This window comes from Mesorhizobium sp. M0830 (assembly GCF_040319965.1).
Lineage (GTDB): Bacteria > Pseudomonadota > Alphaproteobacteria > Rhizobiales > Rhizobiaceae > Mesorhizobium.
Map to the genome: position 1 here is coordinate 38,892 of NZ_JAMYOR010000041.1, position 19,260 is coordinate 58,151.

Below are 19,260 nucleotides of genomic sequence, written 5' to 3' on the forward strand. Positions count from 1 at the left end.
AAGCTAGAAAGGAAGCCTTGCGGCCTCAGCCAGGCGACGGACCGGGCTCCTTGGAGACCGTCATGCCTTGTCTCGTCACCTTGTCGCAGAACGAACTTCATCGCCTTGAAGCTATTCAGAAGATCCGGGAGCGTCGGCTTAGCGTTGTCCAGGCGGCCCAACTGTTGCGATTGAGCCGCGTACAGGTTCACCGGCTGTTGCAAGCCTATGATCGCGATGGCGCTGCTGGCCTTGCTTCGAGGAAGCGCGGTCGACCAAGCAACCGCCGTCACAGCGAGGACTTTCGCAATGCGGCGCTCGACCTGGTGCGCGAGCACTATATCGACTTCGGACCGACACTGGCTGCCGAGAAGTTGCTCCAACGCCATCAGGTCGGGGTCAGCAAAGAGACGCTGCGCCACTGGATGACAGAAGCCGGCATATGGACATCACGGCGTGAGCGCAAACGCCAGCTTCACCAGCCACGAGGCCGGCGTGACTGCCTCGGCGAGCTGGTGCAAATCGACGGATCGCATCACTGGTGGTTTGAGAGTCGCGGTCCCAAATGCGCCCTGCTCGTCTTTATCGACGATGCCACCGGCCAGTTGTTGGCTGGCGCGGAGTTCTGCGTCGATCTCATAGGAGGAAAACATGAGAATGCACCTTACCGGCGCCGTTGCGGCGTTTCTGCTCCTCGCAGGTATCGGCGCGGCCGCAGCCGAGGACGTGGTCATTACGCCTGAGCAGGACACGGTCATCCACGAGTATGTGAAGAAGCAGCCTTTGGCATCGGTGAAGGTTCCCGGCGTGGAACTCAATATCGGCTCATCGCTGCCAGACACCGTCGAGCTTCACGAAGTTCCGAACGTTAAATACCGCTATGTCGTGATCGACAATCGGACGGTTCTTGTCGATCCTGGCACTCGCAAGATTGTCAAGGTCTACGACTGAACCAGCCCTCCGGCCCGCCGCTGGCGGCGAGCCGACCCAACAAACCGTTCCAACAGGCGCAAAAGCCCGCCACCTCGGGGAGAGGTGACGGGCCTCTTAGATACCAGCGAGGGGGACTATGAAATGCTGGCGATCCATAAACGTAAAAAAGCCGACCGAGTTTCCTGAAATATTAGACGGTACGAATTGGACAAACCGTCGATCGTCTCGATCCGCACCTTGTCGCCAATTTCTTTGGCCATCCAAAGCCATGGTCGGTCTTTGCATCTCTTGTGCAATTGAGCCCGCGCCACTTGCGGGAGGCGCGGGCCGATCGGGCCAGTGAAATCCCGATCTTCGGCAGTGATGGGGTGAGCATCGCTTGCCGCAATCACAAATAGTTAGAGGTTGCTAATGTTTGGTCAAGCCGTATCGAACATCGGCTTCCAGTCGCGGTTGTCGCTTCTGCGGTATTGTAGCGGAACCTCACGGCCATACGACCGTTTTTCCAACGAGGTCGCCACCATGGATTGGAACCGCGTCGAAGGAAATTGGAAGCAGGTCAAAGGTAAGGTCAAGGAACAAGGTAAGGTCAAGGAACAGTGAGGCAAACTCACTGATGATGATCTCGACCGCATCGCCGGTAAGCGCGATCAGCTCGAAGGCAAAATCCAGGAGCGCTATGGCATTGAGAAGGATCGCGTACGCCGCGACATCGACGACTGGTATACTCGACAAGGCTGGTAGGGAAGCGTTGAACCCGTCAATTCAGGGCGCCGTCACGGACCGCGCCGTTTTTTCGAATGATGTTGGCTTCCAGGTCGCGGTTGCGCTCCCGCTTCTGACCCTCGTAGTCAGGAATGCGGAAGAAGACTGGCCGGCGGTCGCGTCCCGCTGGATCTGGACCCGCTTCTGATCACTGTTGGCGCATTCGTGGAGCGCACGCCACCAGGCGCTTCTCATGGTTGACGATATCCTTCGCCGTGATGGCGTCGCATTCGGCCGACGTCTAGCGCTTACCGGGAAACGATATTCGTGATCCCGGTGTGGCCGCGACACACGGTAAGGACATGGCCGACATCGTAGTAAGGGACATACTTCGTCCCCTCCCACGACCCGGTGTAAGCGGTGGCGGCGGCCAGCAAAGCAAGTCCCGCTGCGCCGGTCTGGAGATAACGACTTTTCATTGGTTTGATCCTTTGGTTGTTGCGCCACAAAGGGGCGATGAGCGCCGCGCCGATCGTGACGAAGAGAAGGGAGGCGAAGACGTTTGGCGGGAACCGATCGCTGTAGAGCGGCAAGACCGCTTCAGCGCCGGAGAGAATGCCGGCAATCGCAAGCATGCGAACCGACCAAGCCCGCTTCAGGACATCGGGCCAGTTGTCGATGATCCTGATTTCGGTCGCACGAAGTGGCCTCCAGACGGCTTTCGCCGACAGAGGGAGGGCAGACATAGCGATGGTCCTTGGTTTGGGATCATTTTCCCGGCGTTGGGAAAATGGTCAGGCCGGCGACAAAAATGCCCCGACCGACGTTGCAGTGGATGAACGACGCTCGACGGAAGTCTAAGGTCGATCTAGCCCGCGCCGAATTGACGAAGGTTCTTCGTGACCGGCCGCCAGCAAGGAACATCGCGGTCTGCCACAAAGGGACCGACCATGACGCGCCTTACAAGCCTGAAGCGGAGCATTTCGTGATTTGCCCCATATGTGGCCAAGAGATCGACATGGGGGAGTTAGGCGAAGTGCTTCACCACGCCGAACCCGACCACAAGCCGTTGCAGTACCGCGACTAGCCGGTGATGCCGTCCGGAGCCGGCGTGATGACGATCAGCTTGACAGCCTCCGCCTCGGCGAAGGTCCTGGCGCGAAGGTTGCTTGCAGACGGCGCGCGAGAATATTAGCGATCGGGAACATACGGTTCCTGCTGGCGTTTATCGGGTGATCGGCCTTCTGGGAGGTTGCTATGAGAAAACTGTTACTTGCTTCGGTGATTGCCATCGCCTCCGCCGCTGCCACGGTCGTGCCTGCGGATGCACAATTCTTCGGTCCTGGCATCGGCTTTTTTGGTCCGTTCGGCGGCCTCGGCCCGTTCGGTGGTGGCCCCTTCTACGGCGGCGGCCGTTTTACGACTATGGCGGCCGCTATTACGGCCCCCGCTACTATCGCGATTATTATCCCGGCTACGTGGCGCGCTACCCGCATCGCTACTATTACCGGCATCGTCACTATAACCGCTGTCACGTGAAGTGGGTGAGGCACTGGCACCATCACCACCGGGTGCTGGAACGCGTTCGGGTTTGCCGGTACTGACAAGGCCCGATTTGCTGCGGTTGCGCGGTAGGCGTGGAAGGTGCTGCGGCCGTTCATAGGAACACCTTCCAAGCGACAAAGGGGGTGAAGGCGACGCCGACGACGAAGCCGCCGGCCGCCCACAAGAGCCGATCAATCCACGGAGCGACCAAGGCTTTAGCTGCATGATGTGCCTCCTATGCCACGGCCGCTGAAGGGTCATCGACGTAGTCTTCGATGGCGTTCGGGTCGACGTTGTCCGTGGCGTCTTCCCCTGCGCCCATCCCGGTTGCTTCAGACGCGAGCGCATCGGCTTCCTTAACGGCATCGAACGAAGACGAAAGCTCGCCACGGCGCTGCAATTCGCTCCAGAACGTTTCGCGCGTGATCTCGCCAGCGACGCGGACCTTCAAGAGGCTGTCGACCGACTGGCTGTCTTTGCCCGTCTCGTGGTCATACTCCGTCGCGACATTGACCGAGGGCGCCCGAAACGTGTCGGCCGCACCGCGATAGCGCTCCGCGAACACGAAAGCCCTCTCCAGCGCATCCTTCAGGTTGAGCGCCATGTTCTTGATCGCCAAGTTCTCGCGGTTCTCCCCGGCCTTGACAGAGGTCGCCGTGATGACGCCGGAACCCTTTTGATGCGGCTTCATCGACAGTTCGTCCATTTCGGCCACAAGCCGACAGGTCTTTCTGACCGGCCTCGATCGCCTTGCCCTCCGCCTCGACGAAATACCACTTGCCTTGGTCTTCCGTGATCAGCAGCGAGTTGGGGCCGAGTGTGGCGATCGGCTCTTGATCCCGGCCAGGTTTCTTCGCCGGCATCTTCACGCCGGAGCCTGCCAGCATCGGGAAGCGGGCATATTTCAGAATGTTGCGCTGATCAGAACCCGACTGCCAATGCTCGACGTTCTTCCATGCGAGATCGAGGAAGGGCGGCTTGACCGCGAACCCGGTCTTCGTGGTGCGGCGGCCAGTGAAGTAGATGGACGATCGAGACTTCGCCGAGAGTGTTCGGGCCGGATTGGATGATGCCCCACTTGCCTTCATTGCCCTTGTCGTCGGTCGCCAGTTCCCACAAATCCCATCCGTCGGAACGCCAATGGCGAACCCGCTTGACCGTGACCTCCGCAAAGCCGACGACGCGCTTGGTGTTCTCCCAAATGCGAGCGTCGATACATTGCGGCTTGCCCGACGCCGTGGTGATCGTGCAGGACAGCACTTCTTCAGCCCGGTAGTGAATGAAGTAGGGCCGAATGTTGCGGACTCGTAGCGATCTGCTGGCGGCGAGTTTGGCCGCAACGTCTCCGTTGCCAATCCGTCCCAAGAGCGCTCCAAACGGCCTCTTCAATGGGCTGATATGATCTGGGCGAAGGACGACTGAAGCCTCGACCGCCTAGGCCGCAACGGCGCGTCTCGACTTCCCTGCCGGCCCCCACCCCGTGCGGCAAGCCGAATGGGGACCCCGGGCGCCGCGATTCTTCGCGAGACAAGAAAGTCGTTCCTGCGCCGTCCTCCGCTTTGCTTTGGTCGCAAGCGATGCGTCGTCGGTCGCCTCCGGCCAACCGATCGCTATCGAGGCCGCATGGTGCGGGCTCGGGAACAGAAAACGGAGACTTACAATGGCTACCATCGGCACCTTCAAGAAGACCACCGCGAACGAATTCACCGGCGAAATCGTCAGATGCAGCAGCGCACCACTAGCACTCGATTTTGCATAACTTCGGGGCGACTTAAAACGAACTCTGCTTCGCTAGCCAATCTCTGACAACTGCCACATGCCCGGTAACTTCCTGAGACTTGGACCAGGCGACGTTGAATGATTTTCCGGTACGATGAACATGGTTGGTTACCCGAACCAGGCTCCCATTGCTTACCAGTCGGTCGGTTAGATGTGCCCAGCCGAGGGCAATGCCCTGACCTTCCAGGACCGACTGAATCACCGAGACATAGTCGTTGATGCGAAGGCCCTGGGGGGCGAGGGCGCCGTCAACCCCGGCCGCGGCCAGCCAGTCTGGCCAAGTTACCGCCGGCCGATGCGGCTCATCCAGGTGGATCAGTCGATGCTTGCATAAGTCCTCGATCGTTTGCGGCGTTCCGTGGCGATCGAGATACAAGGGGCTGCACAGAGGATATATTTCCTCTGGCGCCATCGGTAGCAGCCCGTAATCCGGCATGTCATCAGCGTCACCGCCCCTGATGCCGAGGGGTATGCCTTCAGCGGCAAGATCGAGATCGCGATCGCTGGTTTGGATGCGCAACTCTATTCCCGGCAACTCTTCCCGAAAACGCTGCAGTCTAGGAACGATCCATAACGTAGCGAACGCGGTCGATGCCGACAGCGTGACGTGGTTGCCACCGGCAGATGCCTTGAGGCGTTCCGCAGACTTCTGAATATGAGAAAGCCCAAGTGTCACGTCGGCAAAGAAGCGGGCCCCCGGTTCGGTGAGTTCGACTTTTCGATGCCGGCGGACAAAAAGCTTCGTACCGAACTGCTCCTCGAGGCGTATGATCGAGAGTGAAACCGCTGCCTGGGACATGCCAAGTTCCTTGCCGGCTGCTGTGAAATTGAGCAGACGGCCAGCTGCCTCAAAAGCGATTAGCCCATTCGCGGAGGGCAAGAGATGTCGCAAGCTACCCATAATCAGAGCTTATCGCATTGATTAGAATTTTCCAGCGTCACAGCCGAATTTCGTCTCGCTAAGATAACTGAATCTGGGAGGATGGAGTTTCCATGAACGCACCGGCCGCTGAAATAACCGAACCTGCCAACCGTCGAGCGGGTGGCCGCGTGGGGCGCAAGACGCTGCGCGGAATTCCCATGGCCTCTTTTCCGACCCTGGTCCGCAAGATCCCTGTGTATGAAATGGTCCCGGATGAGGCGGTGGAGTTGATCCATCAGGAGTCGCTCTCGATCCTCGAAGAGGTTGGTTGCGAATTCCGCGACGACGAGGCGATTGCCCTGTGGAAGGCCGCCGGAGCCGATGTTTCCGAGACGCGCGTCCGTATCGACCGTGCGCTGCTGATGGAACTGGTATCGAAAGTCCCGTCAGAGTTTACGCTCAATGCGAGGAATCCGCAGCGTACGGTGCGGGTAGGCGGCAACAACTCCATCTTCGTGCCGATGTACGGCGCGCCCTACGTGCGCGACCTCGACAACAACAGGCGTTACGGCTCGCTCGCCGACCTCAACAATTTCCACAAGCTCGCCTACATGGCGCCGGCACTGCACTCGTCGAGCTCGGTCATCTGCGAGCCGATGGAAATTGCGGTGCCGAAGCGTCACCTCCACATCATCCATTCGGCGCTGAAGCATTCCGACAAGCCTTTCATGGGCATCGTTACGTCGAAGGAACGCGCTGAAGACACGATGGCGATGGCGGGCATCGTGTTCGGCGAGGATTTCGTCCGCGACAATCCGGTGCTGGTGTCGATTACCAACTGCAATTCGCCGCTGGTCTGGGACGCCACCATGCTGGACGCGATGAAGGTCTATGCGCGGAGCAACCAGCCGGTGATCCTGGCGCCCTTCGCGCTGTGCGGCGCCTCGACCTCGGCCTCCGCCGTGGGGGCGGTCGCGCAAGTCAACGCGGAAGCGCTGGCGGGTGTCGCCTTCACCCAGCTGTTGCGACCAGGGTCGCCGCAGATCTACGGCCAGTTCATGGTCACCGTCGACATGAAGACCGGCGCCCCCATGGGCGGCACGCCGGAGGCCGCGCAGATGATGTATCTGATGGGTGCGCTGGCCAGGAAATACAAACTGCCGTGGCGCACCTCAGGCTTCCATGTCGGCTCGAAGCTGAACGACGCCCAGGCGGGCTACGAGGCGAACATGCTGATGCATGCCGCCATCCTCTCCGGCGCCAACTACATCTGGCATTCCGCCGGATGGCTCGAGGCCGGTCTGAGCTGCGGCTATTCAAAATTCGCGACCGACTGCGAACAGCTTGTCGGCTGGTACAAATACGCCGGCGGGCTTCCGTTCGACGATTTCAAGGAGGCGATGGCGGCAGTCCGCGAGGTGGGCCCGCAGGGCCATTTCCTCGGCACCAAACACACGCTCGAACATTTCGAGTCGGCCTTCTTCATACCCAGCATCATGGACTTCAATTCGTACGAACAATGGAAGGCTGAAGGGGCGAAGGACCACGACACGCGCGGTCGCGAGAAGGCGCGCAACATGCTCGCCGACTATGAGGAACCGAAGCTTGACGAGGGCATCGCCGACGGCCTGACGGATTTCATCGCGCGGCGCGAGGAGCGGCTGCCGGACAGCGTCAGTTAAAGACGTAACGGGAACAAAAGGGAGGAAAAAATGACACTCTTCAGAAGCAATGGCGACCGCGTCCCGGGCGCTATCGAGGCAATGGCGAAAGAGACGCGTGCAGGCCATATGGACCGGCGCGAATTCCTGGCGCTGGCCAGCGCCTTCGGCGCGTCGACGGCTTTCGCCTACAGCATGATCGGCCTTGCCGAGCCGACCAAAGCCCTGGCTGATGAACCGAAAAAGGGCGGAACGCTGCGTGTCGCGATGTCAGTCAAGGCGCAGAAGGATCCGCGCACCTATGACTGGACCGAGATGGCAAACGTCACCCGCAGCTGGCTGGAGCCGCTCGTCCGCTACACGCACGAGTTCACCTTCGAGCCGGTCCTGCTCGAAAGCTGGGACGTCAATGACGACGCCACCGAATACACACTGCATCTGCGCAAAGGCGTCACCTGGAACAATGGCGATGCCTTCAACGCCGATGACGTGGTCGCCAATCTGAACCGCTGGTGCGAGAAGGGTGCGTCCGGCAATTCCATGGCGGCACGCGTCGGCGCGCTGATCGACACAAAGACCGGCAAGGCCAAGGATGGCGCCATCACCAAGGTCGATGACCTCACGGTCAAGCTGAAGCTGACCGAACCCGACATCGCGATCATACCGGGCTTCACCGACTATCCGGCGCTGGTCGTGCATCGCGACTTCGACAAGGATGGCGCCGACCCGATCAAGAAGCCAATCGGCACCGGACCTTTCGAACTGGTGTCTTATGCGGTGGGTACGAAGGCGGTCGTCAAGCGTCGCGAGAACAGCAAGTGGTGGGGTGGCGAAACGCCGCTCGACGGGGTCGAGTTCATCGACTACGGCACCGACTTCAACGCCACGCTAAATGCCTTCGAGTCCGGCGAGATCGACCTCGATTTCGAAACGCCGGCCGACTTCATCGACGCCCTCGACAAGATGGATCTGGTAAAGTCCGAGGTCGCGACAGCGACCACGCTCGTTGCCCGCACCAACATCACCCACAAGCCCTATGACGACCAGCGGGTGCGCAATGCGCTGCAGATGGCCGTCGACAACAATGCCGTCATGCAGCTCGGCTACGCCGGGCTCGGCACGGTCGGCGAGAACCACCACGTCGCCCCGATCCATCCCGAATACTATCCGCTGCCCAAGAAGACACGCGATGCCGCCGCCGCCAAGAAGCTGATGGCGGATGCGGGGCAGGCCGACTTCGAGCACGAACTGATCACCGTCGAGGACGAATGGCAGAAGAACACCGGCGATGCGATCGCCGGCCAATTGCGCGATGCCGGCATCAAGGTCAAGCGTACGGTGCTGCCGGGCTCGACCTTCTGGAATGACTGGACGAAATATCCGTACTCGATGACCATCTGGTACATGCGGCCGCTGGGCGTCCAGGTGCTGGCACTCGGCTATCGCACCGGCGAAGCCTGGAACGAAACGGCCTACGCCAACCCGGATTTCGACGCCAAGCTCAAGCAGGCGCTCTCGCTGGCCGATCCTGCCAAGCGCAAGGAAGTGATGAAGGACGTCGAGCAGATCTTGCAGGATTCCGGCGTCATCATCCAGCCGTTCTGGCAGAAGCTCTACTGCCACATGAGCAAGAAGGTGAAGAACTACGGAATGCACCAGACCTACGAAATGGACTTCCAGAACGTCTGGCTGGACGCCTGATTTAACTCCCGCGACTTGCAAGCAAATGCTGCCGGCACCTATGACAAAGGTGCCGGCAGCCCGTAAATCACTGACAAGCAATTGGCGTAGGCAAAATGTCCGACGACGAGATCATCCTTTCCGAACTTTCCGACGACGAGTTGGTGCAGCAGATGCACGACGATCTCTATGACGGGCTGAAGGAAGAGATTGAGGAAGGCACCAACATCCTGCTCGAGCGCGGCTGGGCGCCCTACAAGGTGCTCACCGAGGCGCTGGTCGAAGGCATGCGCATTGTCGGCGAGGATTTTCGCGACGGCATCCTGTTCGTTCCCGAAGTGCTGCTGTCGGCCAATGCCATGAAGGCCGGCATGTTCATCCTGCGTCCGCTGCTCGCCGCCACTGGTGCGCCGAAGCAGGGCAAGATGGTGATCGGCACCGTCAAGGGCGACATCCACGACATTGGCAAGAACCTCGTCGGCATGATGATGGAGGGCGCCGGCTTCGACGTCATCGACCTCGGCATCAACAATGCGGTCGAGAAATATCTCGATGCGATCGAGAAGCATCAGCCAGACATCATCGGCATGTCGGCACTGCTGACCACGACCATGCCCTACATGAAGGTCGTCATCGACACGATGAAGGAAAAGGGCATCCGCGACGACTATGTCGTGCTGGTCGGTGGCGCCCCGCTGAACGAGGAATTCGGCAAGGCCGTCGGCGCCGATGCCTACTGCCGCGACGCGGCGGTCGCCGTCGAGACCGCCAAGGATTACATGAAGCGCAAGCACAACGTGCGCGCTTCATAGCCCCAAGGCAATTTTCCGTCCTTCGTGGAAGGCGTAGGGCGCCTGGCGCGGGGCGACGGCGTCGCCGACCTCCACGAAAGGCTGGGACGTATTTTCCAACTCTTTCGCCAGCCAATTCGCCGCCACATTGGTGGTTGCGAGAACAAGGCAATCGCCGGGCACAAAGCTCTCTTCACTGGTGTTGTGGTCAACGATGGTCGCGCCATCCCCGTGCCATTCCAGCACGCTGACATCCACCAACCAAGTGACGCCGAGCTGGCGCAATGTCCGCCGCAGCGGGAAATCGGCAGCCGTGCGCTGCAGTTCCTTGCCGATCAGCGGATCGGGCGTGAGAATGGTCACCTGATGACCATCCTCGGCAAGTTTCCAGGCTGTACCGCCACCGCGCCAACCGCCTCCCTCGTCCAGCAAAAGCACGCGCTTGCCTGGTCGCGCAACGCGAGCCATGACGGATTCGATCGAGAAGACGTTGCCTCTTTCGATGCCGGGCAGGCTCGGCATTGCCGGCAGCGCCTTCTGAAAGCCGGTTTCAGGAGACACTGATCCCGTGGCCAGGATGACGGCATCAGCCTGGAATGAGGGGATTTCCGACGCCTCGACATAGGTGTTCAGTCGCACGTCGACATTCAGTTTGCTGAGCTGGCGCTCATACCACCCAAGGAGGTCGAGGATTTGGCCGCGGCGCGGTTGCAGTCCGGCAAGCAGAAAGTTCCCGCCCAATCTGCTGGAAGCTTCGGCCAGCACGACGTCGTGACCCCGCTCGGCGGCAACCCGAGCCGCTTCGAGGCCGGCGGGGCCGCCGCCGACGACAAGTACCCGTTTCTTGATAACAGCGGAGGTGAACCGGTCACCGCCCCATTCAAACTCGCGCCCTGCAGAGGGATTGATAAGGCAGCTGATCCAGTAGTCGCGCGAACGACGGCCCCAGCACATTTGGTTGCAGGATATGCATCCCCGCACGTCCTCTGGCCGGTCTGCCGCAGCCTTGCGTGACAGATGCGGGTCGGCGATCTGGCCTCGGACGATCGAAACCAGATCGGCAGCTTTCTCGCCGAGCACGGTTTCGGCGTTTTCAGGCGTCCTGATATGGCTCTCGGCCACCACGAGGGCCGTCTTGACCACGCCCTTGAGGGTCGCCGCAAGATCGGCGCCAAGCTTCTCCGGGTAGAGAAAGGTCGGCATTATCTTGTAGAAATCGAGGTAGCTGCCGGTTCCGCAGGTCACGTAGTCGATCAGCTCCTGCTTATCATGCAGCCGAACGATCTCCGCCAGCTCCTGGCGACTGAGCGCGACAGTGTAGTCTGGCTCATCGCTGACCGAGAGCCCAACGATAAAATCTCGGCCGCAAGTTTCGCGGATGCGGGTCAGGATCTCGCGGGAGATCCGCGTGCGGTTTTCGAGCGAGCCTCCCCACTGGTCCTGGCGTTGGTTTGTCCAGGGTGTCCAGAACTGATCGACCAGTCCAAGATAGGAGGCCCAGACTTCGACGCCATCGAAGCCGGCCTCCCGGCAGCGGCGCGCGGCCTGGACAAAGCCGTCGATGGTCTCCCAAATCTCATCCTCGGACATAGCGTGGGAACCGTCGCTGTCATGGTAGCTTGGAAGGCCCGAGGGCGACCAATGTGCATGAAACGAGTTGTCCGAATCGCCATGCGCACCGACATGATAGAGCTGCTGGATGGCGATCGCCCCGTGGTCCTTGATCGCGCGCGTGACCTGCTGGAAATGAGGAATGACGCTATCATCGCCAGGTCGAAAATTGCCGCGTGTCAGTACGGCGGCCTGATGGACGGGCATGGGCTCGACAACAATCATGCCGGCCCCGCCGATAGCTCGTTCAGCATAGTAGGCAACGTGTCGTTCGGTCGGCACGCCATTTTCGGCCATGTTGGCCGTATGAGCCCCGAACACGATCCGGTTTCGCAGCGTGCGGCTGCCCAGCTTTACCGGCGAGAAGAGATGCGGAAAGAGTTTTGACATAGTATCTCACCAGCGGTCGGAGGGAGGCACGGCTCGTGCGGCTGTCAGGTGGCTTGTCCCATAGCCACAGATTTCTGAAGCGCTGCAGCAAGGCCGCCTCGCACGGCTGCTTCAAATCCGGCTGCGCGCATGGCCTCGATCGCTGCCGCGGTAGTGCCGCGGTAGTTGACGAAAGTCTGGACGATATCTTTGGGGTTTTCTGCGCGAGCCGCGAGGAGTTTGCCGGTTCCAATCAGCACCGCGCTGACGCCCCGCCGGGCAATATCTGGGTTCATTCCTCGGCTGACCGCATCGTCGATCATCGCTGCCGCCAAAAGCGCCGGAAAGGCTGGGCCGGAGCCTGTAAGGCCCGTCATATAGTCGATATCTGCTTCGCTTTTGACCTCATCGGCAGCACCACAGGCCTCCAGAATACGGCGAACGACATTGCGGTCATCCGCGGTGACCTCCTGGGAGCCTATCCAAGGACTATAGGAATACCGCACCTCTGCCGCTGCATTCGGAAGCGTGCGGACGACACGATCGGTCTTGAGACGTTTAGCCAATTGGTCGAGAGGGATTCCGGCCATGACCGACATGACGAGCTTGCCATACGCAGAAATCTCGATAGCAGGCCAATCCTGGGGGCGGACCGATACGATGATGACATCAGATCGATCCGCCAGCTCCTGATTGTCCCTGGTCCATGTTGCGCTTGGCTGAAAGCCGGGTTGCCCGCTTCTATGAGAGAGAGTGAGTTGCTCGGGGGACACTATTTGCGCATCGATGATGGCCTCGGCGAAGGCGCGTCCAAGCCAGCCACCTCCGCCGATTATTCCGATGCTCAAGGGTTCGCCCATTGTCAAACCTGCCTCACCCCCCCGAATAGCCATGTCTGGCGAAGAACCGGTCTAGCTCGCGCTTCTGCGGGGCCTCACCTGTAAAGATCTCTACGTACCCGGGAATGCGGTTCATGCGGTTCGCGAGATCTTCCTTGGTCTGCATTGAGATGTAGCCAATCTGCACAAGGTAGATTGTGCGCGCTCGAACATCGGCTGAGCTTTCCTCGTAACCGAAGCGGACGAACATTTGGCTCATTGCATCGAGACGCGCCTGGTCGGCTTTATGCACCTCTGCCAGAATGTCAGGAGATTGAAGCGCCCAGCTTCTGACTGCGAACTCGAACTGTGAATCGAACAAGGACTTGTCGAGCCAGCAGTCGAAAACGTTTAGCATCGCTTCGGCGACCGTCTCGGCATAGGCCTCAGCCTGCTTTACGAGGTTGCCAGTGTTCTTGTCCCGCCAGCGGGTCACGAGGGAAGCCAACAGTTCTTCTCTATCCTTGAAGAACCAATAGAAGCTGGTGCGCGACAAGCCCAACTTCTTGGCCAATGGCGAAATTCTCACAGAGTCGACGCCGGATTCCAGAAGCAAGTCGTAGGCGGCTTCAAGCCACCCCTCCGGTGATCCGCGCCATCCGCTGTCGTTCGAAATTTGCTCCATGAGCGACGAACCTAACAAACTGTCAAAGTGAAAACCAGAAAAATGTACATCGATGTCTATTTAGTCGACGCCTCGGCTTCGAAACTTGACATATATGTACATTTTCGAATAGCGTTCGCATATACCGTCCCATCCCGGAGTCCGCCAGATGTCGAACGATCCCCTTCTGCAGCCGTACAAACTCAAGCATTTGACCCTGCGCAATCGCATCATCGTGACGTCCCACGAGCCGGCTTATCCGGAGGACGGGATGCCGAAGCAGCGCTATCTTGCCTACACGGTGGAAAGGGCTAAGGGCGGTGTGGCGATGACGATGACAGCCGGGTCCGCGGCGGTTTCGAAGGACAGCCCCCCGGTCTTCAATAACCTGCTCGCCTACAAGGACGAGATCGTGCCGTGGATCAGGCAGATGACCGATGCGGTGCACGAAGAGGGTGCCGCCATCATGATCCAGCTAACCCATCTTGGACGGCGTACACGCTGGGACAAAGGCGATTGGCTTCCGGTTGTGGCGCCGTCCCATCATCGAGAAGCCTCACACCGCGCGTTTCCCAAGAAAATTGAAGACTGGGATATCGAGCGCATCATCAAGGACTTCGCGGACGCCGCCGAGCGGATGAAGGCGGGCGGGATGGATGGCGTCGAGCTCGAGGCTTACGGCCACTTGCTCGACCAGTTCGCGTCTCCGCTCACGAACGAACTTGATGGCCCTTATGGCGGTTCGCTTGATAACCGCATGCGCTTCTGCATGGATGTCTTGAAGGCGATCCGGTCCCGGGTCGGCGAGGACTTCATCCTGGGCGTGCGCTATACGGCGGATGAATGTCTTTCCGGCGGCAATGGCGTGTCGGAGGGCATTGAAATCTCCAAGCGCCTCAAGGAAAGCGGACTTATCGACTACCTCAACGTGATCCGCGGCCACATCGACACCGATGCGGGCCTGACCGATGTCATTCCGATTCAGGGAATGGCGAATGCGCCGCATCTTGATTTTGCCGGCGAGATTCGTGCCGCGACCAACTTCCCAACCTTCCATGCAGCGAAAATACCGGATGTGGCGACTGCGCGCCACGCGATTGCATCGGGTAAGGTTGACATGATCGGCATGACGCGTGCCCACATGACGGACCCACACATCGTGCGGAAGATCATCGAAAAGCGCGAAGACGAAATCAGGCCCTGCGTGGGTGCCAACTACTGCCTTGACCGTATCTATCAGGGCGGGGCGGCATACTGCATTCACAACGCCGCGACCGGCCGCGAACTGACCATGCCGCACATCGTCCCCAAGGCAGAAACCCGCAGGAAGATTGTCGTGGTCGGCGCAGGTCCGGCTGGCCTCGAGGCCGCCCGCGTGGCGGGTGAGCGCGGACACGAGGTCGTGGTCTTCGAGGCCGCCAGCGACCCTGGCGGGCAGATCCGCCTGACAGCGCTGAGCCCGCGCCGCAAGGAGATGATGAGCATCATCGACTGGCGCATGGCCCAGTGCGAAAAGCATGGAGTGACCATCAAGTTCAATAGCTGGGCGGAGGCCGAAACCATCGAGGCGGAAAATCCCGACGTCGTCATCGTTGCGACGGGCGGGGTGGCGCATACCGACGTCCTTTCCAAGGGCAACGAGTTCGTGGTGTCGTCATGGGACATCATTTCCGGAGACGTGAAGCCGGGAAGCAATGTCCTCATCTTCGACGACGCGGGTGACCACGCGGCACTCCAGGCCGCGGAATTCCTCGCTGGCGCGGGAGCCAAGGTTGAGATCATGACACCGGACCGGTCCTTCTCACCCGAGGTCATGGCTATGAACCTCGTGCCCTACATGAGATCTCTTCAAAAACTCGATGTGACCTTCACCGTTACCTATCGACTCGAGTCTGTTGAAAAGAATGGCAACCAGCTCATTGCAAACGTCGGCAGCGACTACGGCGGTATATCCAAGCAGCGCGTCGTGGACCAGGTTGTCGTCAATCACGGCACCCTTCCGCTGGACGACATCTATTTCGAACTGAAACCGAAATCGACCAATCACGGCGAGATTTCGCATGATGAGCTCATTGCCGGACAAGCGCAGTCGGTGGTGCGGAATCCGCAAGGCCTATTCCAGCTCTTCCGCATCGGAGATGCCGTTTCAGCTCGCAACACCCACGCTGCGATCTACGACGCACTTCGCTTGGCGAAAGATATCTGATTGCCGGGCGGCGGACGACAACGTTCGCTCTTCATAACAAGGGTTCGGTCATGGTCAGAAGTGACGCGCTGCAATATTTTGTAGACACCGCATTCGTGGCATTCGACCGGTTCTCCCACGACCTGCGGTCGCGCCGATCGATCATCCAGCTCTTCGCCCAAGCGGAGGTTCCCGGGCCTGAAAGGACCACGGCTGGGAGCCGTTTGCCAGTCTGTTCCTATCTCGGCCCGGCGTTGGCAGAAGAGACGGTTCCGTCCACACTTCGCAATCTGGTCGAACGATTCAAGTCGGCGCACTCTATGTTGCGTATACATTCGGTGAAGAAGTCGGGCGCGCTCAGGCTCGAGTTGATTTGCGCCTACGACCGCAGCCCGATTATGAGAGCACCCCGACCGCCCGTAACGAAGAGGAGTTCGGCGAGCCGATCTGATTGTCATTCGCCGGCCGTGGGTCGGGTCGGAGTTTCCATAGATCCGCCCAACCGAGGCGACACACCTGCACAGTGCCGTCGCTAAGCGCGACGGTGTGGGGAAGTGGTCATGTTATGTCTTTGGGGAAATGGGCGCGATATGGCGGATATCGGAACGCCCCCTATCCCCTAGAAAGCGGTGGATAAAAGGCGGCGCCGCCCAAATAGTTCTTGCTAATTTTTCTTTTTCGGCGCCAGCGTCTGCTGGGGCTTACTGAAGGCGAAATGCTAAACCGCGTAGCTTCCACCACATCTAATTTGCGCCATTTTAACTTTATTGTTCCCGACGACGTCATTGACGCTGTCGAGGGATATCTCTGCTTTTGTGCCGCCGGACGCATCGTTTCTACCTTTTCGGCAGTTCAAGCAGTGCGAGACAAAGTCCTAGACTGCGAGCTTTCCGACGAGCAGATTGAGTGTTACGCTGTATTGGCTGCGGTCGATGAAGGCCTAGCCGTCCACTTCGATCGGCGAGGACGACAACCGGATCCCTACTCGAGTTTGAGTAGGTGTCACTGGCATCTGGTGCCGATCTGGAAAACCAAGGTGCGGTTGCGAGTTGCCCACGTGTCATTTCGCCGGCCGAACGTAGTCGGTCCTGCCGGCCGTACCCCTCCGCTCATTATCATTGGCAGAACGCAAGCTAGGCCGCAGCGAATAGAATTCCTTCCATGAAACGCGCCTGCCGCGGAATGGTTCGGCGCTCTCCGTAGTGCTGGTGACGCTCGTTGATCGGGGTGCAAGGTTCATGCTGCTTTAACACTGTCGCGCAGTGATGGGATAATCTCGCCATCGCCCACATCCACCATCACGACGAACGACAGGTTTTCGTTGTCGTCCTGCCTGTAGGTGACGCCAACCACCTCAACCGACGCGCCGTCGTTGTCTTCTGCCTGAAAAGCGGCGATCGGCATCATCACAATGCCGAGGCCCGCCATGCTCCAGATGCTGGCCCGTGTTCGCTGAGTTCGAGACGGCCATTCGCTCGGAGAGGCTGTTGGATGGGATTGCCAAGGCCAAGGCCATCGGCACCAAGTTCGGTCGCAAGGTCAAGGCAACCCCGGAGCGGATCTTCACCATGCGCGCCGATGGCGAGACCGGCCCTGAGGCGATGCGGGATCAGCGCTCACCTTAGGTCATGATCCCCAAACAGTTCATTTATATGACAAATGATCTACAAACAGATCAACCCCTTGACATTGACAGCACAAAAGATACTTATGCGTATCAAACTAGCTTTGAATGAAACCCATAGGTATCGCCATGCCATCGGAATATGCGGGCCTGCTTGAAATAGGTCACCTGCTGAAGCAGGCGCGGCTTACCGCGTCGCTGACGCAGGAGCAGGTCGCCGATATGGCCGGCATATCGCGTCCCCGATATCGCGACATCGAAACGGGCGCAGCCGCGGCACGTGCGACCACCCTGATGAACATCACCCGCGCCCTAGGCCTGGAGATGATGCTGATCCCACAGTCCATGGTTCCTGCCGTCAAGTCCTTGCTGCGACCGCATGACGACGATCTCCCCGCCTTTGTTTCCCAACCCGACGAGGATGATCGTCCCCCGAATGTTTAAAGCACCCAAGGCCATCCCCTCCCTTGACGTGCTGCTGAACGATCTGAAGGTCGGAACGATCGTCAGGACGCCAGGCGATTTCAATGCATTCAATTTCGACGACGCCTATCGAGCGACCGGGGGCTTTCCCGTCCTCAGCCTTTCTTTCCGCGCGGCGGCAGGAGGATTGCGGAAGGATCCAAAGCCTCTTGCCGGGGCCTTACCTGCATTCTTCGCCAACCTTCTTCCAGAAGACAAACTGCGCGAAGCGATGGAGAAACACCACGCAGGCAATGTGCGCGCAGGAAACGATTTTGATCTGCTGGCCGCGCTGGGTGCGGATCTTCCCGGCGCCGTGCGTGTCTTGCCGACCGATGGCACGACGGCAGTTGCCGAGGATGCCTCAAAGGATAGGCCAAAAGCCCGGTTCTCGCTCGCGGGCGTACAGATGAAACTCTCTGTGATCAAGAACACCGGCAAGGGAGGTGGGTTGACCTTGCCTATGGGCGACGAGCAAGGCCAGTACATCGCCAAATTTCCATCGTCGGCGTTCCCCGGCGTCTCTGAAAATGAGTTTGCCAACCTAGCGCTGGCGGCGGCGATCGGCATGGACGTGCCCGAGCGCGAGCTTGTCGAGAAGTCCGATTTCGAGGGAATTCCCGAGGAGTTCGACACGCTGTCGGACGGCAAGGTTCTCCTCGTCAAACGCTTCGATCGCGTCGTTGGTCGTGAGCGCGTCCATATCGAGGATTTCGCGCAGGTTTTCGGTGTCTATCCCTCGCGCAAATATGAGGGCGCCGCATATCATGACATTGCCTCAGCCCTGAGCGCGGCCGTCTCGCCGACGGCCGCGCTCGAATTCGTGCGCCGTCTGGCGCTGACGGTCATCACCGGCAACGGCGACATGCACCTCAAAAACTGGTCGCTGATCTACCGGGGCCCTGGCGACAGGCCAGAGCTTGCGCCAATTTATGACGTCCTGTCGACCGTGCCCTATATTCCCGCCGACTCGATGGCGCTCTCGCTCGGCGGCGAACGCTCCTTCAAGGCGCTCGCTGCCCCGCGATGGAAGGCGTTCGCCAACCGTGCAAGGCTGCCAGAGCCGGCCGTGCTGAGGGCGGTGATCAAGGTCGTCGAGCGCGTCAACGATCATTGGTGGAGCCTTCCGGAACGGGCCGTTATTCCGGAGAAGGTGCTCGAGCGGATTGATGAGCATGTGAAAACGATGACCCCGATACTCGGCACCTGCGCCGCATAAGGAGGGGAATCGCGGCGATGGGATGGCTCCCCTACTTGCGCAGATCGATTTCGGAAATGAAGGCCTCGCCGATATGTAGCCTGGCGCTGTAGCGGCCGATGTAGGTCGTCGTGCGCTCCTTGGCCGCCCACATGTTACCGTCCACCTCCTGGATCGGCTCCTCGACCAAGGGAGATTGGATTGATATCATCGAGTAAAAAACCAGTATGCCGTCATTCTCTGATGAACCGAGAGACCAACAAGCGGTCCAGGAACCCGGATGCCTTCGAACGCGACGTTCGCGAGCGCGATCGCCGCGCGCTGGGCGGCATTGGAAACGCCGACAGTCATTTGGGTGCCAGGCACCATCTGACGCGGCGCTGTGAGGAAGGTG

Annotated in this window: 19 protein-coding genes and 4 pseudogenes; 12 read left to right on the plus strand and 11 right to left on the minus strand. The window is 59.7% G+C overall.

What is annotated here, in order from left to right; translation table 11 throughout:
• Positions 1-62: 62 nt before the first annotated feature.
• From NKI20_RS22315 to NKI20_RS22325, 3 genes and pseudogenes are all read left to right on the plus strand, one after another.
• Positions 63-662 (plus strand): annotated as a pseudogene (locus tag NKI20_RS22315) (helix-turn-helix domain-containing protein); the annotation flags it as partial.
• Entirely contained in the window at positions 631-930 is a 300-nt protein-coding gene (locus NKI20_RS22320) for a DUF1236 domain-containing protein (RefSeq protein ID WP_031260057.1), read from the plus strand. The pseudogene NKI20_RS22315 and the gene NKI20_RS22320, both read left to right, overlap by 32 nt.
• 504 nt (positions 931-1,434) lie before the next feature.
• Positions 1,435-1,656: pseudogene (locus tag NKI20_RS22325) on the plus strand (CsbD family protein).
• Positions 1,657-1,925: 269 nt separating this feature from the next.
• On the opposite strand, the gene NKI20_RS22330 reads toward NKI20_RS22325, so the two are convergent.
• Positions 1,926-2,363, minus strand: coding sequence for a DUF7940 domain-containing protein (locus NKI20_RS22330; protein ID WP_502898148.1), 438 nt, complete (start codon positions 2,361-2,363; stop codon positions 1,926-1,928).
• A 511-nt stretch (positions 2,364-2,874) separates the two neighbouring features.
• On the opposite strand from NKI20_RS22330, the gene NKI20_RS22335 reads away from it, so the two are divergent.
• Positions 2,875-3,156, plus strand: a complete 282-nt coding sequence (locus NKI20_RS22335) for a hypothetical protein (RefSeq protein WP_352834315.1) — start codon at positions 2,875-2,877, stop codon at positions 3,154-3,156.
• Positions 3,157-3,397: 241 nt separating this feature from the next.
• On the opposite strand, the gene NKI20_RS22340 is transcribed toward NKI20_RS22335, so the two are convergent.
• From NKI20_RS22340 to NKI20_RS22355, 4 genes and pseudogenes are all read right to left on the minus strand, one after another.
• The gene (locus tag NKI20_RS22340) at positions 3,398-3,781 is read right to left on the minus strand and encodes a hypothetical protein (RefSeq protein WP_352834344.1); all 384 of its coding nucleotides are present in this window, start codon (positions 3,779-3,781) and stop codon (positions 3,398-3,400) included.
• A 160-nt stretch (positions 3,782-3,941) separates the two neighbouring features.
• Positions 3,942-4,187, minus strand: a pseudogene (locus tag NKI20_RS22345) (DUF4055 domain-containing protein); the annotation flags it as partial.
• Positions 4,084-4,527: a hypothetical protein gene (locus tag NKI20_RS22350; RefSeq protein WP_352601169.1), complete on the minus strand. Its 444-nt coding sequence runs from the start codon at positions 4,525-4,527 to the stop codon at positions 4,084-4,086. The gene NKI20_RS22350 and the pseudogene NKI20_RS22345, both read right to left, overlap by 104 nt.
• Before the next feature lie 406 nt (positions 4,528-4,933).
• On the minus strand, positions 4,934-5,842 hold the full coding sequence (locus NKI20_RS22355; protein ID WP_023758764.1) for a LysR substrate-binding domain-containing protein: 909 nt from the start codon (positions 5,840-5,842) through the stop codon (positions 4,934-4,936).
• A gap of 92 nt (positions 5,843-5,934) precedes the next feature.
• Between NKI20_RS22355 and NKI20_RS22360 the strand changes: the two genes are divergently transcribed.
• From NKI20_RS22360 to NKI20_RS22370, 3 genes are all read left to right on the plus strand, one after another.
• Positions 5,935-7,485 (plus strand): trimethylamine methyltransferase family protein, encoded by a 1,551-nt coding sequence (locus NKI20_RS22360; protein ID WP_031260047.1) that lies wholly within the window; start codon positions 5,935-5,937, stop codon positions 7,483-7,485.
• A gap of 30 nt (positions 7,486-7,515) precedes the next feature.
• Positions 7,516-9,165, plus strand: a complete 1,650-nt coding sequence (locus NKI20_RS22365; protein WP_031260045.1) for an ABC transporter substrate-binding protein — start codon at positions 7,516-7,518, stop codon at positions 9,163-9,165.
• 95 nt (positions 9,166-9,260) lie between these two features.
• Positions 9,261-9,956, plus strand: coding sequence for a cobalamin B12-binding domain-containing protein (locus tag NKI20_RS22370; protein WP_352485956.1), 696 nt, complete (start codon positions 9,261-9,263; stop codon positions 9,954-9,956).
• On the opposite strand, the gene NKI20_RS22375 is transcribed toward NKI20_RS22370, so the two are convergent.
• From NKI20_RS22375 to NKI20_RS22385, 3 genes are read right to left on the minus strand one after another with little or no spacing between them, the layout of a single operon-like run.
• Positions 9,951-11,936: an oxidoreductase gene (locus NKI20_RS22375; RefSeq protein WP_352485955.1), complete on the minus strand. Its 1,986-nt coding sequence runs from the start codon at positions 11,934-11,936 to the stop codon at positions 9,951-9,953. The two genes, NKI20_RS22370 and NKI20_RS22375, sit on opposite strands and share 6 nt — an antisense overlap.
• Before the next feature lie 44 nt (positions 11,937-11,980).
• Positions 11,981-12,775: a pyrroline-5-carboxylate reductase family protein gene (locus NKI20_RS22380; protein ID WP_352485954.1), complete on the minus strand. Its 795-nt coding sequence runs from the start codon at positions 12,773-12,775 to the stop codon at positions 11,981-11,983.
• A 13-nt stretch (positions 12,776-12,788) separates the two neighbouring features.
• Positions 12,789-13,418 (minus strand): TetR/AcrR family transcriptional regulator, encoded by a 630-nt coding sequence (locus NKI20_RS22385; RefSeq protein WP_352601079.1) that lies wholly within the window; start codon positions 13,416-13,418, stop codon positions 12,789-12,791.
• Between the two features lie 148 nt (positions 13,419-13,566).
• Here NKI20_RS22385 and NKI20_RS22390 point away from each other — a divergent pair, with 148 nt between their 5' ends.
• Together NKI20_RS22390 and NKI20_RS22395 are read left to right on the plus strand one after the other, a co-directional pair.
• Positions 13,567-15,603, plus strand: a complete 2,037-nt coding sequence (locus NKI20_RS22390; RefSeq protein WP_352834320.1) for an oxidoreductase — start codon at positions 13,567-13,569, stop codon at positions 15,601-15,603.
• Positions 15,604-15,653: 50 nt separating this feature from the next.
• On the plus strand, positions 15,654-16,118 hold the full coding sequence (locus NKI20_RS22395) for a dimethylsulfonioproprionate lyase family protein (RefSeq protein ID WP_352834323.1): 465 nt from the start codon (positions 15,654-15,656) through the stop codon (positions 16,116-16,118).
• 700 nt (positions 16,119-16,818) lie between these two features.
• Here the strand turns inward: NKI20_RS22395 and NKI20_RS22400 are convergent.
• Positions 16,819-17,010, minus strand: a complete 192-nt coding sequence (locus NKI20_RS22400) for a hypothetical protein (RefSeq protein WP_352485934.1) — start codon at positions 17,008-17,010, stop codon at positions 16,819-16,821.
• A 59-nt stretch (positions 17,011-17,069) separates the two neighbouring features.
• Here NKI20_RS22400 and NKI20_RS22405 point away from each other — a divergent pair, with 59 nt between their 5' ends.
• The 3 genes from NKI20_RS22405 (at position 17,070) to NKI20_RS22415 (ending at position 18,887) form a co-directional block, all read left to right on the plus strand.
• Positions 17,070-17,207, plus strand: coding sequence for a hypothetical protein (locus NKI20_RS22405; RefSeq protein WP_352834326.1), 138 nt, complete (start codon positions 17,070-17,072; stop codon positions 17,205-17,207).
• A gap of 128 nt (positions 17,208-17,335) precedes the next feature.
• Positions 17,336-17,650 (plus strand): helix-turn-helix domain-containing protein, encoded by a 315-nt coding sequence (locus NKI20_RS22410; protein WP_352601167.1) that lies wholly within the window; start codon positions 17,336-17,338, stop codon positions 17,648-17,650.
• A complete protein-coding gene (locus NKI20_RS22415; RefSeq protein ID WP_352834330.1) occupies positions 17,643-18,887 on the plus strand; it encodes a type II toxin-antitoxin system HipA family toxin in 1,245 nt (414 codons plus the stop codon). The genes NKI20_RS22410 and NKI20_RS22415 overlap by 8 nt, the downstream gene beginning before the upstream one ends.
• Positions 18,888-18,918: 31 nt before the next feature.
• On the opposite strand, the gene NKI20_RS22420 is transcribed toward NKI20_RS22415, so the two are convergent.
• Both NKI20_RS22420 and NKI20_RS22425 read right to left on the minus strand, forming a co-directional pair.
• Positions 18,919-19,077 carry a hypothetical protein gene (locus NKI20_RS22420; RefSeq protein ID WP_156938521.1) on the minus strand — a complete coding sequence of 53 codons (159 nt, stop codon included), beginning with the start codon at positions 19,075-19,077 and terminating at the stop codon, positions 18,919-18,921.
• Positions 19,074-19,260: pseudogene (locus NKI20_RS22425) on the minus strand (hypothetical protein); the annotation flags it as partial. The pseudogene NKI20_RS22425 and the gene NKI20_RS22420, both read right to left, overlap by 4 nt.